Genomic DNA, 16,734 nt, shown 5'->3' with positions numbered 1-16,734 from the left:
GCATTCCATTTTTAATACGTCCATAAACTCCATATTCCTATTAATTGGCAATTTGATCTAAACGTTTCTGCTCAAGATACACCTGACCTATTCGCTGAGCTGCTTGTCTTCCTCCCATAATATTCCTTGCAAAAGGACCTAATTCTAAATCGGCTAGCATGCCCGAAACAAAAACTTGAGGTATCCATTCTAATGACTCAGATATAATCGGAAAACCTTTAATAAGCGGCGCATGATACTTTGTAATTAAGTTCTTAATTAAAGGTTGTCTCATTAAGTCTATATCAAAACCAGTCGCTAAATAAATACCGTCATAATCTATACATTCATTTTGAGTTACAATACAATGATTTTCCAATTTTTCAATCGGCTCACGATGAATAACAAGTCTTCCTTCTTTTTCATAATTTTTAATTGTAATATACATTTCTCTAGGTAAAGAACCTTTATGTCTTTCTTTTTTATTCACTTCAATTCGTTTTTCTAAGCTTTCTTCAGCTTGGAATGTTTTCATATTTTTAGGCCCTAACCAGCCTGGATCTGCATCAAAGTCATGTATTTCAAAATCTTTTTTCATCCATAAATGAATTTGTTTTTGGCTTTCTTTTAATAATTTCAATGTCAAATGTCCAGCCGATATACCACTTCCGACAACATGCGAAACAGATTGTTTATCGTCTATTTCTACTTGATGAATGTGTTGAACATCTGGTTGATTCTCAAATATTTTGGAGATAAATGGCGTTTGATGTGTCCCCATTGCTAACACTACATATTTACCAGTAATTTCTGTGTTATTATCAAGCGTTACAGTCCAATAATGATTAGAATAGTTTAAATACATTGCTTTATGACGTATATGACAATAATCTAATCCATAATGTTTAATCCAGTACTGTGAATGTTCCATAAACATATCTAATCGAGGCCTCTGATACTGCCCTTTCATAGGTTGTGCATATTTTTCTTTTTTGCTAAATTTTTTTAAATCAAACGGCTCTGGATGACAGTGATGTACAAGTGGAGAACGTAGATACGGCATACCAATTCTCGATGTCTGTCTATCAAAGTTGGCCATTAAATAATCATGTGGATCGATAATGCGTAACTGTTGCGTTGGAAGACCCAATTCTCTCAATTTTAATGCAATCGTTGTTGCGTGGATACCTCCACCGATAATTATCCATTCAAACATAGTATCCCTCTTCTTAAATAGTAATAATTACGATTTATAATAATGGAAATCAGTTTGAAAAGCAACTTATAATATGATATCCGTCACTGTGCATTTTAATTTTAGATGGTTAATCAAAAAAGCACCCCACAAGTTCGAAATTAACATCTAACTTGTAGGGCTACATTTTCTCCAAAGTGATTTCAAAATACTGTCATCATTAGCTATTTATATTTAGTGAGATAATTTAATTTTTATTATGATTTATCACTTTCTTCTTTTTTCTTACGACGCTTGAACAATAATAGTAATAATCCTCCAAATATTGTCGCTAAACTACCGATTAATGGTATTGATGGATTAGACCCTACTCCTGTTTCAGGTAATTCATTCATCTCTTTTTGCTCAATACGTACATTAGAGTCATGTTCCATTGTTCCATCGCCTGTTGTAATAGAGACTTTGACTTTATGAATATCTATATCTTCAGCATTTACTGTATTCGGGACTTTCACTTCATAACTGCCATCTGCTTTAACTATACCTGTTGCAGTCGTGCCATCTGGGAATGTCACTATTACCGTACTACCAGGTTTTCCTACTCCTGTTATGACTGCGTCACTTGTACCTGGTGAAGTTGGTCCGTCTGTTTTTGGCGGTTTATTTTGCATTCCAGAATGATCTTGCGCTACCACCATTTCTGTTGGTTTTGAAACATTTCCTGAACTGTCAGTTAACGTCACTTTAATTGTTTCTCCGCCTTTTAATCCCACTGTGTCCGGAATTTTGACTTCATATCGTCCTTCTTCATCCACTGTTCCTGTGGCTGTTGTTCCATCTGGGAACGTCACTGTTACTGTACTTCCTGCTTCTCCTGTTCCCGTTATGACTTCTGTTTCCGATGTCACTCGATCTACAGTTGGTGCTTCTGGCGCTGTTTGGTCTTCTACTGTCGTTGTCGTTCCTTCTGATGTATTACCTGCTTTGTCTGTTGATGTCACTGTCAACACTTCTCCGCCTTTTAGATCTACTGTTCCTGGAATATTTACTTCGTAGCGACCTTCTTCATTTACCATTCCTGTAGCTGTTGTGCCATCTGGGAATGTTACTGTTACTTTGCTTCCTGCTTCTCCTGTTCCCGTTATGACTTCTGTTTCCGATGTCACTGGATTTACAGTCGGTTCCTCTGGTGCGCTCTTATCTTCTACTGTTGTTGTCGTTTCTTCTGATTGATTGCCAGCTCCATCTGTTGATGTCACAGTTAACACTTCTCCACCTTTTAAATCCACTGTATCTGGAATTTTCACTTCGTAATGCCCTTCTTCATCCACTGTTCCTGTGGCTGTTGTGCCATCTGGGAATGTTACTGTCACTTTGCTTCCTGCTTCTCCTGTTCCCGTTATGGCTTTTGTTTCTGATGTCATTGGATCTACTGTCGGTACTTCTGGTGCACTCTTATCTTCTACTGTTGTTGTCGTTTCTTCTGATGTATTTCCGGCTTCGTCTGTTGATGTGACTTTAATTGTTTCTCCGCCTTTTAATCCCACTGTGTCCGGAATTTTGACTTCATATCGGCCTTCTTCATCCACTGTTCCTGTGACTGTTGTTCCATCTGGGAATGTCACTGTTACCGCGCTTCCTGCTTCTCCTGTTCCTGTTATGACTTCTGTTTCCGATGTCACTGGATTCACCGTCGGTGCTTCCGGTGCACTCTTATCTTCTACTGTTGTTGTCGTTTCTTCTGATTGATTGCCAGCTTCGTCAGTTAGCGTCACTTTAATCGTTTCTCCGCCTTTTAATCCCACTGTGTCCGGAATTTTGACTTCATATCGGCCTTCTTCATCCACTGTTCCTGTGACTGTTGTTCCATCTGGGAATGTTACTGTCACTGTGCTTCCTGCTTCCCCTGTTCCTGTTATGACTTCTGTTTCCGATGTCACTGGATTCACCGTCGGTGTGTCGGGTGCGCTCTTATCTTCTACTGTTGTTGTCGTTTCTTCTGATTGATTCCCGGCTTCGTCTGTTGTTGTCACTTTAATTGTTTCTCCACCTTTTAAATCTACTGTGGCTGGAACTTTCACTTCATAATGTCCTGCTTCATCTACTGTTCCTGTTGTCGTTGTGCCATCTGGGAATGTTACTGTCACTGTGCTTCCTGCTTCCCCTGTTCCTGTTATGACTTCTGTTTCCGATGTCACTGGATTCACCGTCGGTGCTTCCGGTGCTGTTTGATCTTCTACTGTTGTTGACGTTTCTTCTGATTGATTTCCTGCTTTGTCTGTTGATGTTACTGTTAACACTTCTCCACCTTTTAAATCTACTGTGGCTGGAACTTTCACTTCGTATCTTCCTTCTTGGTTCACTATGCCTTCTGACGTTGTGCCATCTGGGAACGTTACTGTCACTGTGCTTCCTGCTTCCCCTGTTCCCGTTATGACTTCTGTTTCCGATGTCACTGGATCCACCGTCGGTGCTTCCGGTGCTGTTTGATCTTCTACTGTTATTGACGTTTCTTCTGACGTATTACCTGCTTCGTCTGTTGATGTCACTTTGATTGTTTCTCCACCTTTTAAATCCACTGTGTCCGGAATTCTGACTTCATATCGGCCTTCTCCATTCACTGTTCCTGTGGCTGTTGTTCCATCTGGGAACGTTACTGTCACTGTACTTCCTACTTCTCCTGTTCCTGTTATGATTTCTGTTTTCGATGTCACTGGATTCACCGTCGGTGCTTCCGGTGCTGTTTGATCTTCTACTGTTGTTGTCGTTTCTTCTGACGTATTACCTGCTTTGTCTGTTGATGTCACTTTAACTGTTTCTCCGCCTTTTAAATCCACTGTGGCTGGTATTGTCACTTCGTAACGCCCTTCTTCATCCACTGTTCCTGTGGCTGTTGTTCCATCTGGGAACGTTACTGTTACTGTGCTTCCTGCTTCCCCTGTTCCTGTTATGACTTCTGTTTCCGATGTCACTGGATTCGCCGTCGGTGCTTCTGGTGCTGTTTGGTCTTCTACTGTTGTTGTCGTTTCTTCTGATGTATTACCTGCTTCGTCTGTTGATGTAACTGTCAACACTTCTCCGCCTTTTAAATCCACTGTATCTGGGACTTTGACTTCGTAACGCCCTTCTTCATCTACTGTTCCTGTGGTTATTGTGCCGTCTGGGAACGTCACTGTTACTGTGCTTCTTGCTTCTCCTGTTCCTGTTATGACTTCTGTTTCTGATGTCACTGGATCCACCGTCGGTGTGTCGGGTGCGCTCTTATCTTCTACTGTTGTTGTCGTTTCTTCTGATTGATTTCCGGCTTCGTCTGTTGATGTGACTTTAATTGTTTCTCCACCTTTTAAATCCACTGTGGCTGGTATTGTCACTTCGTAACGCCCTTCTTCATCCACTGTTCCTGTGGCTGTTGTTCCATCTGGGAACGTCACTGTCACTTTGCTTCCTGCTTCTCCTGTTCCCGTTATGACTTCTGTTTCCGATGTCACTGGATCCACCGTCGGTGCTTCTGGTGCACTCTTATCTTCTACTATTGTTGTCGTTTCTTCTGATTGATTTCCGGCTTCGTCTGTTGTTGTGACTTTAATTGTTTCTCCGCCTTTTAAATCCACTGTGGCTGGTATTGTCACTTCGTAACGCCCTTCTTCATCCACTGTTCCTGTGGCTGTTGTTCCATCTGGGAACGTCACTGTCACTTTGCTTCCTGCTTCTCCTGTTCCCGTTATGACTTCTGTTTCCGATGTCACTGGATCCACCGTCGGTGCTTCTGGCGCTGTTTGATCTTCTACTGTTATTGACGTTGCTTCTGACGTATTACCTGCTTTGTCTGTTGTTGTCACTGTCAACACTTCTCCGCCTTTTAGATCTACTGTTCCTGGAATATTTACTTCGTAGCGACCTTCTTCATTTACCATTCCTGTAGCTGTTGTTCCATCTGGGAACGTTACTGTTACTGTGCTTCCTGCTTCTCCTGTTCCCGTTATGACTTCTGTTTCTGATATCACTGGATTCACCGTCGGTGCTTCTGGCGCTGTTTGATCTTCTACTGTTGTTGTCGTTTCTTCTGATGTATTACCTGCTTCGTCTGTTGTTGTCACAGTTAACACTTCTCCACCTTTTAAATCCACTGTATCTGGAACTTTCACTTCATAATGTCCTGCTTCATCTACTGTTCCTGTAGCTGTTGTGCCATCTGGGAATGTTACTGTCACTGTGCTTCCTGCTTCTCCTGTTCCTGTTATGACTTCTGTTTTCGATGTCACTGGATTCACCGTCGGTGCTTCTGGTGCTGTTTGATCTTCTACTATTGTTGACGTTGCTTCTGACGTATTACCTGCTTTGTCTGTTAATGTGGCTTTAATTGTTTCTCCACCTTTTAAATCTACTGTAGCTGGAACTTTCACTTCGTAACGCCCTTCTTCATCTACTGTTCCTGTGGCTGTTATGCCATCTGGGAACGTCACTGTCACTTTGCTTCCTGCTTCCCCTGTTCCCGTTATGGCTTCTGTTTTCGATGTCACTGGATTCACCGTCGGTGCTTCTGGTGCTGTTTGATCTTCTACTGTTGTTGTCGTTTCTTCTGACGTATTACCTGCTCCATCTGTTGATGTCACAGTTAACACTTCTCCACCTTTTAAATTAACATTTGGTGGCATTTCCAAATCAAATTGTCCAAGTCTATCTGTTGCACCAATTGCTTTATCACCGTTAGGGAAAGTCACTGTCACGATAGTATTTGGCTCTGCTTGCCCCTTTAATGTGGTGTCAGTTGATTTTACTGTTTCAATGGTTGGTGTTTTTGGTGGCGTTGTATCTAGCACAATCGCTGACGATGGTTCTGATTTATTGCCTGCACTGTCAGTTGCGCTAAAAATAAGCTCTTCTCCACCTAAAAGCGGATAAGCATCCGTCATATCTATTTCAAACTTACCGGTGTTATCTGTAGTCGTTGTTTTTGATGTTTGATCTGGAAAAACAACCTCAACCGTACTATTGGGTTCTGCTGTTCCTACAATAGATTTATCTGTTGAATGGATTTCTGAAACTGATGGTGCATCCGGTGCTGTTTTGTCAATAATTTGAGCAGATGACGAATCAGATGTATTGCCTGCCTCATCTTTAGCTGTTGCAGTCACCCTTTCACCACCTATAAGTGTTCCTACTGACGATATATCTTGATAATACTGACCACTTGCATTTGCTATCGTTTCAAATTGTGTTCCATCTGGGAATGCAATCGTTACGGTACTATTGGGTTCTGCTGTTCCTGTCACTACTGTGCTGTTCGACGTAACTGGATTGATAGTTGGTGCGTTTGGTGGCGTTACATCTTCTACTATTTTAACGGTTGATGTAGATGTATTGTCTGCGTTATCTTTCGCCACAACTGTGATTGTTTCCCCTCCTTTTAAATCAAGCGTATCAGGGAAATCTACACTATATTGTCCATTTGCCTCCGTCGTTGCTTCAATTATCGAACCTCCCGGCAATGTCACAAGGACTGTCGAGTTCGGTTCTGCTGTTCCTGTAATCGTTGTTGATTCCGATGTGATTGGATTAACGGTCGGAGGATTAGGTGCTGTTTGATCTTCGACTATAGTTTCTGACGCTGGAGAGGTGTTCCCATCTGTATCTGTAGCTGTTACAACAATCGTTTCCCCTCCTCTAAGGTCTATAGTACTTGGAATATTAATTGTATATTTACCATTCGTATCCGCTTCTCCAACTGCTGTTTCACGATTAGGAAATTTAATCGTTACAGTACTATTTGGCTCTGCTGTTCCTGTTATTATCGTATCTTCTGATGTGACTTTATTGACTGTTGGTGCTTCAGGTTGCGTTTCATCTGATACAGTTGTTGTATTCTCAGTTGATGTATTATTTGCTTGATCTGTTGATGTTGCAGTTACAATTTCGCCTCCATTTAACACTGTAGGAATATTAATAGTAAAACGTCCTGTTTCGTCAGATTGAACTGGTTCTAGCGATTGACCATTCATTTTAATGTTAATTGTATTATTCGGTTCTGCTATGCCTGAAATGGTCGTATCATTTGAGCTAATTGGCAGTATAATAGGTGAATCTGGTGGTGTTGTATCTTTGACAGTTGTTGTTGCCAGTTGTGAGATATTACCTACTGCATCTGTAGCTGTTGCTTGAACGGTTTCGCCTCCAGCTAAATCAACGCCTTCAGGAATAGCGACACTAAAGCTTCCATCTTGCTGTGCTTGGACAGTTAATTCAACGTCATTTGGAAGTTTTATTGATACGGTGCTATTGGGTTCTGCTGTTCCTGTGATGTTTGAGTTGCTGGATGTTATTTCATTAAAGGTCGGCGCTTCTGGTGCAACTGTGTCTTTGACTGTAACACGGGTTACAGGTGATGTATTCGATGAAGCATCTTGTTGTCGAACTACAACAATACTTCCATCTTGTAAAGGAGCTACATTTGATACATCGGCCGTCCAATTCCCATTACGATCTGCGTCTGTTTCAACTACCTTACCATCTGGTGTCTCTAAAATAATATGTGCATTGGGCTCTGATGTTCCCTTAACTTGAGGGGCATTTGCCTCAATGGATTCCACACCTGGTGCTTCTGGTGGGACTGTATCTTTAACTGTGACTTCTACAGATAATGACGTGTTTTGTGATGGGTCTGTTTGCGTAACAATGATAGAATCATTTAATTGTAAGTTCTCTGAAGTCGCTTCAAGCGTCCATACACCTTCTTGATTGACCTGAGCGGATTTCACCGTACCATCTTTAAATAATACGTCTACTGTTGCACCTGGTTCTCCTGTACCAGTCACTGTTGTTTCACCTAATTCAACTGGTAATACACCTGGTGTATCTGGTGCTGTAGTATCAACAGCTTTCGCAATTGTATTTTCTGATGTATTGTCTGCGTTATCTATCGATGTTGCTTTAATTACATCTCCTACAACCGGCAAAGGCGTTTCTAGTGGTACGTCTACTGTCCAATTTCCATGTTCATCTACACTTGTTAATGCCGTTTGACCATCTGGGAATGTCACAACAATCAGTGAACCATTTTCACCTTGTCCGGATATTTGAGTTGTCCCTGCTTCAACTGCATTAATCAATGGTGCATTCGGTGCAATAGTGTCTTTGACTATGACTGAATATGCGCCTGAATTATTTTGACCATCATTTTGAATTGCTGATACAACATCATTATCATTTAGACTTACTGTACTAGGAATATTAATTGTCCATGTTCCATCTGCTCCAACCGTTGCTGTTTCCTTCGCGCCTCCAGGTAACGTCACAGTAACTTGATTACCTACAACACCTGTACCGCTGATCACTTTAGATCCCGCTTCAATATGATTGATGGTTGGTGGATTTGGTATTTTAATGCCAAAGACTTGTGCAACACTTTCTGGCGACTTGTTACCAGCAGCATCTGTAGCAGTTACTTTAACTGTATCACCTATTTTTAGTGTCACATTTGATGGTACTGCAAGCGTCCAATTTCCATTTGGGTCTACATTGGCATTAACTGTTAAACCATTGTTAAACGTCACTTTTACAGTAGAACCTGCTTCAGCATTCGATCCAGTAATCATTCGATCTGTATCTTGAATGGGGTTAATGGACACTGCATTAGGTGCGATGGTATCTTTAACAATCACTGCACTAGCTTTTGATTGATTATTTGCTTGATCCGTTAATGTTGCAGATACTGTATCGTTATGCTTTAACGTTGTCCCTGCTGGCACTGCAACTGTCCATGTTCCATTCGATTGAACTGTACTTGTTGAAGTTTGACCGTTAGGAAATGTCACTTTAACCGTTGCGCCACTTTCACCTGTTCCTGTAACAGTTTGACTTCCAGACTCAATGGCTTGAATTACAGGCGCATCTGGAGGCGTTGTATCCTCGTTGTTAACACCTGGGGAAGTATCCGCGATATCTGGAATACCATCGCCATCATAATCATAAAAGTCAATAAACGATGTCGCATATGATCCTAATATTCGATTGTGTGGTGCGCCTCCATCACTTTTGCCAATTACGCGTTTATCCAAATAATCACTTTCAAGCCATGATGCAAAGTTTAAACGTGCTTCACTCGTTGTGGTCGCATTTTGATTGACTTGTTTTGCAATCTGCTCCATAGTTACGCCATTTTTTAATTTGTAAGAAATCGTATATGCTCTCGATTGACCTAATGTACCGTAAAATACATTCGCATCAAGTTCACCACGGGCAGCATTTAATTGCGATAACGATTGATTTTGCATAATTGAGATTAGTGGCACCTGACTCGTATCTACTAACCCCGTTGCATCAGCTGAGATGTTAACATATCGATTTTTTGAGATTGGATTACCATATTCATCAGATACATATAGTTTAATCGATGAAAGGTCAATATAGGGTAATAACTGTTTAGGGACTTGCTCTTTAATATAAAGCAACCAATCATAATCAGTTTGTAAGAAGTTTTCATCTGGTTTATACAGATGAACTGATTTGATTGCATTTTCATCTTGATTATAACGGATTGTATTAACCATTCGTCCCGTTAAAAAACCACTTGATTGCGTTGTTTGTGGCACTTGACTATCTAATTTAGGTTTTATCAGCGTTTGCTGGATACTTTCTGCAGCTATCTCTCCATTATTAGTGGTCCATGTGTGAGTCAAATAAACAGGATTCTCATTACTGAAGCCGAGTGATTCTAATGTTTGATTGTTTTTCAAAGTGATGACAACAGGTGTATTTGTGACGACTCCAATTAAACTACTTTTAACGGTATTTGATGAGATCGGTGCAGACCAGTCTTGACCGTTATTTGTTGTTGTCATTTGAACCCCGTTAATTGTAATGCTCTCAATTTGGTTGAAAAATTTAGGTTGATTAAATGATAAATGTACTTGACCACCATTGACGAATTCGCTCTGTAAATTGAGCCATTTTGTCAGGTTCAAATTAATCTTATTTGTTATTTGATCTGATGATTGGCCAATACCTGAAAATCGTAATTGTGTGTTATCTTTAACAGTTGTTGCATTATATCCTAAATCGCGTAGTAAATATAAATATTTCGGATCATCTGGAATCGTATAAGTTTGACGATTGGGTTCTTGAACTGTTGTCGCAAATGCTGGTTGAGCGGCCATTCTAAAAGATGTCATAGGCACTGCTTCTGGTGAGGATTGATTGATTTGATCAGATAAATTTTGCACCGCTGAAAATAAAACTGCTTCATTAATCTGTTGATCTGTAGCTGTTGTAAAATCTATATTTGCTTCGTCCACAATTTTTTGAGCTTCTTCTTCAGAGACATATTTTGTTAAAAACGTCTGTGCTTCAGTTTCTTTTTGATCTGGTGACACTGTTTTTAATGAGTCAGTTAATTTTGTATTGTCTATACTTGAGGTTAATGTCTCATACGAAGCACGTGTGGCCTCTGATGTATCCGGTGCAACACCTTTGTCACCTGTTTGATTATTTGGAATTGTAGTTGGGGCGTCCTTACTTCCAGTTGTTGATTGGCTTTCTTGGGTTGAATCTTCTGATGATGCAGAATCTTGAGGTGCTGTAGACTCTTCTTGAGTTGGGGTTTCTTCTGTTGAAGTATCTTGAGTGCTATCAGACGTATTTGTAGATTTACTATTTTGTGATGAAGTTTCATTTGCTTGAGATGATTCTGTTGATGAAGGTGGTGTTTCTTCTGATTTTGAATCTTCTTGAGATGGTGTTTCGGTACTTGATGATTCTTGTGTAGGTTCATTTGAAGGCTGAGTTAGGGTGTTTTCTGTCTTATCGCTTGAAGGTTGTTGTGACGTCAGTGTTTCACTTTGTGATGCTTCGTTACTTTCAATTGTCGGTGTTATATCTTGAGAAGCCGTATCTGGCGTTGTGTCTTTAGTTTGTGACGATTCATTTGTAGTATTTACATTTTCTGATGCCGTTTCTGCCGCCTCAACGTCTCTTGGTAATCCAAATACCAATGTTGAACCGATTAAAATGGATGCTGTTCCAATTGTAAACTTTCGAATGGAGTACTTATTATTTTTATTTGGTAAAAAGTCTAATCTTCTTACGCCTTTTCTCTTTTTCATTGTTCTCCTCCTCAACATTAACACTATATAATTCACATACCCACATAATAAAAAACCAAAAGTTGAAGTATGCTATAGATAATTTTTTTATTTTTAATAGCGCTAATATCATTATATTAATTAGAGTAATAGAGGTAAACAATTAAAAATTTTCTATAATCTCAATGTGAAATTTTTTTATTATTTTTCACATTTTAAAACTACAAAAAACTTATATTTTGCACACTTTTTAGCAAATGAGTCTCTCAAAATTTATATCATTTTTTTATAAAAAAAGAGGGCAAACGCACAATCACATTGACATGTATTTTATTTCTAAGTAATAGTATTGTTATTAAACAAACTGTATATATGCAATAGCCCCCTTCGTTAGATTTTAAGTCTAGCGAAAAGGGCCAGTCATTCTAATTTATATATGATTTTTAAATATATAAAGCTTACTTATATAACAAAATCATTTTTATTACGACTTATCACTTTCTTCTTTTTTCTTACGACGTTTGAACAATAATAGTAATAATCCTCCTAATATTGTCATTAAGCTACCGATTAATGCCATTGATGGATTAGATCCTACTCCTGTTTCAGGTAATTCATTTATCTTTTTTTGTTCAATACGTACATCAGAGTCATGTTCTGTTTTTCTATTTCCTGTTGTAATAGAGACTTTAACTTTTTGAACATCCATACCTTCAGTATCTATTGCACTTGGTACTTTGACTTCGTATCGTCCTTCTTCATTCACTGTTCCTGTTGAAGTTGATCCACCTGGGAATGCGACTGTTACCGTACTGCCTGGTTTTCCTGTTCCTGTTATGACTGTGCCACTTGTACCTGGTGAAGTTGGGCCGTCTGTTTTTGGCGGTTTGTTTTGCATTCCAGAATGATCTTGCGTTACCACTACTACTGTTGGCTTTGAAACATTTCCTGAACTATCAGTTAACGTCACTTTTATTATTTCTCCGCCTTTTAAATCTACTGTTCCTGGTATTGTCACTTCATATCGTCCTTCTTCATCCACTGTTCCTGTGGCTGTTGTGCCATCTGGGAACGTCACTGTTACTGTGCTTCCTGCTTCTCCTGTTCCTGTTATGACTGTTGCTTTTGATGTTACTGGATCTACAGTTGGTGCGTCGGGTGATGTTTGATCTTCTACTGTTATTGACGTTTCTTCCGATTTATTGCCGGCTTCGTCTGTTAACGTCACTTTTATTGTTTCTCCACCTTTTAAATCTACTGTGTCCGGAATTTTGACTTCATATCGTCCTTCTCCATTCACTGTTCCTGTGGCTGTTGTGCCATCTGGGAACATCACTGTTACTGTGCTTCCTACTTCTCCTGTTCCCGTTATGACTGTTGTTTTTGATGTTACTGGATCTACTGTCGGTGCTTCTGGTGCTGTTTGATCTTCTACTGTTGTTAACGTTGCTTCTGATTGATTGCCGACTTCATCTGTTAACGTCACTTTAATTGTTTTTCCACCTTTTAAATCTACTGTATCTGGAATTTTGACTTCATATCGTCCTTCTCCATTCACTGTTCCTGTGGCTGTTGTGCCGTCTGGGAATGTTACTGTTACTGTGCTTCCTGCTTCTCCTGTTCCTGTTATGACTGTTGCTTTTGATGTTACTGGATCTACAGTTGGTGCGTCGGGTGATGTTTGATCTTCTACTGTTATTGACGTTGCTTCTGATTGATTGCCTGCTTCGTCTGTTAACGTCACTTTTATTGTTTCTCCACCTTTTAAATCTACTGTGTCCGGAATTTTCACTTCGTAACGCCCTTCTCCATTCACTGTTCCTGTTGTCGTTGTGCCATCTGGAAATGTTACGGTCACTGTACTTCCTGCTTCTCCTGTTCCTGTTATGACTGTTGCTTTTGATGTCACTGGATCTACAGTTGGTGCTTCTGGCGCTGTTTGATCTTCTACTTTTATTGACGTTTCTTCCGATTTATTGCCGGCTTCATCTGTTAACGTCACTTTAATTGTTTCTCCACCTTTTAAATCTACTGTGTCCGGAATTTTCACTTCATATCGTCCTTCTCCATTCACTTTTCCTGTTGTCGTTGTGCCACCTGGGAACGTTACTGTCACTGTGCTTCCTGCTTCCCCTGTTCCTGTTATGACTGTTGCTTTTGATGTTACTGGATCTACAGTTGGTGCTTCTGGCGCTGTTTGATCTTCTACTGTTGTTGACGTTTCTTCCGATTTATTGCCGGCATTATCTACTGAAATAACCGTGATTTTATCGCCTACAGTTAGTTTTGGTACTGCTGAAGGTACATGTATTGTCCAATTTCCATTTTCATCTACTCTTGTGAATGCCATTGTGCCGCCTGGGAATGTCACAATAATCAACGCACTATTTTCACCTTGCCCAGATATTTGAGTTGCCCCTGCTTCAACTGCATTAATTAACGGCGTATTCGGTGCAATGGTATCTTTGACTGTTACTGAGGATACAGCCGAGTCATTTTGACCATCGTTTTGGATGGCTGATACAACATCACTATCATTTAAGTGTTCTGTATCAGTAACAGTAACTGTCCATGTGCCATCTGCTCCAACTGTTGTAGTTTCCTTTGTCCCTCCAGGTAATGTCACAGTAATTTGATTACCTGCTACACCTGTACCGCTGATCACTTTAGATCCTGCTTCAACATCATTAATAGTTGGTGGGTTTGGCGCAACACTAGCATTATCATAATCATAAAAGTCCATATATGATGTCGCATATGAACCAAAGAGTCGTTCATGAGGTGCTCCACCATCTTTTTTACCAAGAATCCGTGAATCTAAATAGTCACTCTCAAGCCAAGACGCAAAGCTCAAGCGTGCTTCACTAGATGTCGGATGATTTTTATTGATTTGCTCGACAACGTCTTCCATATTCATATCATCTCTTAATTTATAAGCAATCGTATACGCTCTCGATTGACCTAGTAAACCAAAAAATACTTTACTGTTTAATTCAGTACGTACTTTTTTCCAATGTGATATTGATTGATCATGTTCAATTGATAATTGTGGTACTTTACTTGTATCGACTAACCCATCACTACCAATTGAAATAGTAATGACCTTATCATTAGATATTGGATTTCCAAACTCATCCGAAACATATAGTTTAATCGATGAAGTATCAATATATGGTAATAGCTTTTTAGGGATTTGTTCCTTAATGTAGAGGACCCATCCGTAATCTGTTCTCCAGAAACTTTGATCTGGTTTATATATATGCATTGAATATATTGTTTTTTTATTGTGCTGATAAAGAAGTCGGTTAATCATTCGACCTGAGACGAAACTGGTCAATCGCGTTTCTTTTGGTGCTTTAGGATTCAACTGGGGTGTAATAGTCGTTTGTTGGATGCTTTCTGCAGCAATCTCTCCACTATTGGTTGTCCACGTGTGTGTGAGATGTACAGGGTGCTCGTAACTATAGCCCAGTGATTCTAAAGTTTGGTTACCTTTCAAAGTAATCACAACAGGTGTATTTGTGACGACTCCGATTAATCCGCTTTTGACTGTAGAACCCGAGACAGGTGCTGACCAATCTTGCCCATTATTTGTCGTCTCCATTCGAACGCCGTTTATTGTAATACCTTCAATGGCTTTAAAAAACTTTTCTTGCCTGAATGATAAATGTATTTTGCCACCTCTAGTAAATTCATTTTTTAAATCCAACCATTTCGTTAGCATTAAATGAATGTGGCTCGTCGTTTGTGCTTCCATTTGACTAATACCTGCAAAACGTAACTGTGTACGCTCTTTAACGGTTAATGCATCATATCCTAAATCACGAAGTAAATATAAATACTTGCGATCATCTGGAATAATATAAGATTTGCGCCCTGTTTGTTGCGTTGTTGCAGATGCTGGACGAGACGCTAACCTATGTGATTTCCTAGGTGATGACTGAGTCTTGACTTCTTTTTGCTTTGGTGGTGCGTCTTTTAATGATTTTGTTAATGTTGTTTTGTCTGCATTTTGAGCTTCAGGTATTTCAGAAGTACTGCTTGCCTCAGATGTGCTTAGTTTTGTATTGGATGTCGCTTCTTTGTGCGTGGTATCACTTGCTTTTTCATTGGATATTTCAGTGTTAGCATTGTTACTTTCAGATACCGACTGAGTTTCTGTCGGAATAGGTAGAACTTCTTCTGTTGTTTGACTTTCTTGTCCTATCGTTGTTTCTGCTGGTGATGTATTTGTAAAGTTTTCCTCTTGTGATGATGCATCACTTGTTTGAGGTAATTCTGATGTTGATTCTTCTGATGGTACAGGTGTTGTTTTTGATGATATTCCGTCTTCTTGAGATGATGTTATACCTTGTGTAGGTTCGTGTGGATGCTCTGTTGAAGTGCTTTCTGTCTTGGAGTTTGAAGGTGAATTTGTTGAAGTTTCTAGCGGTGTCTCTTGGGGCACTGCAGTTGCTGTCTCAGCTATAGTTTGTGATGATTCATTTGTTGTCTGATTATCGATAGGTTTGACATCTTCTGCCACCTTTTCAGCAGCTTCAGCATCGTGAGAAATTCCACAAACTAATGTCGAACCGATGAGAAGAGATACTGTTCCTCTTGTTAGATTTCGAACTAGTGACTTGCTATTTTCACTTAGTCTAAAATCTAACTTGTTTGCTTTTTTTAATTTTTTCATTTCTTTACCCCCAATAATAAAAATATTAATTACATAATTTAAATACTTATATCATATTTTTCATAACTTTAAAGTATGCTATAAAAAATCTTCTTTAAATTATAGTAATGGTCACATTATATAAACCTGTCTTTAGGAGGTAAATAAATAAAACATACTTTTATTATCAACATAGAATATTTTTATTATTTTTTTATACTAAAAAACAACGAAGAATTTATATTCGGCGTATGTTTCAGCGTGTTAAAACATAAAAATGTCATATCATTTTTGCATAAAAAAAAGAGGGCAAATGCACAATCACATCCCCCTCTACCCCCTCATATTAGGGGTCTATCTCATCATCATCACTATCCTATTTTCTAAAATATAAGGCCCTGCTAAACCACAAGGCTTATCGTAAAAAAGCCCCGTCCATCGTCTCTTTTTCTGGTTCTCGGAATGTATAGATTCTGTATCAAACAAATCCCCTATAAAACTTTCAACTTAATGACGATTATCAATATATTTTTATATACTGTCATTCCAAAAACACCTTCAATTTCACGACTCGAAATGGGTAAACTCGATAACACAACTGCACCATTCCTATAAATATCATGGCTTCCTGTTAAAAGATTTTTTGTATTTGTGCGACTGCCCAACTTATTTTCATGCTCTAATAAGCTCATTCCTATGTATATAGGCTCATATCCATTTATACAATTGTTGAAAAAATAATCACTATGGAAACTCGAGCTGTTGACATTCAGGTGATTTTAGTTTTCATGAGTTGCATTTTTTACTTCATGACACCTGTTGATTTT

At 39.2% G+C, this 16,734-nt stretch carries 3 protein-coding genes; all 3 read right to left on the bottom strand.

Annotated elements, in window-relative coordinates:
• Positions 1–40 precede the first annotated feature (40 nt).
• Positions 41–1,195 (bottom strand): FAD/NAD(P)-binding protein, encoded by a 1,155-nt coding sequence (locus C7J90_RS04730; RefSeq protein ID WP_103208437.1) that lies wholly within the window; start codon positions 1,193–1,195, stop codon positions 41–43.
• A 236-nt stretch (positions 1,196–1,431) separates the two neighbouring features.
• Positions 1,432–11,271, bottom strand: a complete 9,840-nt coding sequence (locus C7J90_RS04725; protein ID WP_158701908.1) for an Ig-like domain-containing protein — start codon at positions 11,269–11,271, stop codon at positions 1,432–1,434.
• 463 nt (positions 11,272–11,734) lie between these two features.
• Complete coding sequence (locus C7J90_RS04720) at positions 11,735–15,928, bottom strand: Ig-like domain-containing protein (RefSeq protein ID WP_106465102.1); 4,194 nt, start codon at positions 15,926–15,928, stop codon at positions 11,735–11,737.
• Between the last annotated feature and the right edge of the window lie 806 nt (positions 15,929–16,734).

Origin of the sequence: Staphylococcus felis (genome assembly GCF_003012915.1) — a bacterium.
GTDB classification, from domain to species: domain Bacteria; phylum Bacillota; class Bacilli; order Staphylococcales; family Staphylococcaceae; genus Staphylococcus; species Staphylococcus felis.
Note: the sequence above shows the minus strand (reverse complement) of the source record. Positions and strands in the feature narration are given on the sequence as shown.

Bases quoted from the DNA above. Each gene is read 5' to 3' on its own strand.
- C7J90_RS04730 (WP_103208437.1), bottom strand. From the start codon at position 1,195: ATGTTTGAATGGATAATTATCGGTGGAGGTATCCACGCAACAACGATT.
- C7J90_RS04725 (WP_158701908.1), bottom strand. From the start codon at position 11,271: ATGAAAAAGAGAAAAGGCGTAAGAAGATTAGACTTTTTACCAAATAAA.
- C7J90_RS04720 (WP_106465102.1), bottom strand. From the start codon at position 15,928: ATGAAAAAATTAAAAAAAGCAAACAAGTTAGATTTTAGACTAAGTGAA.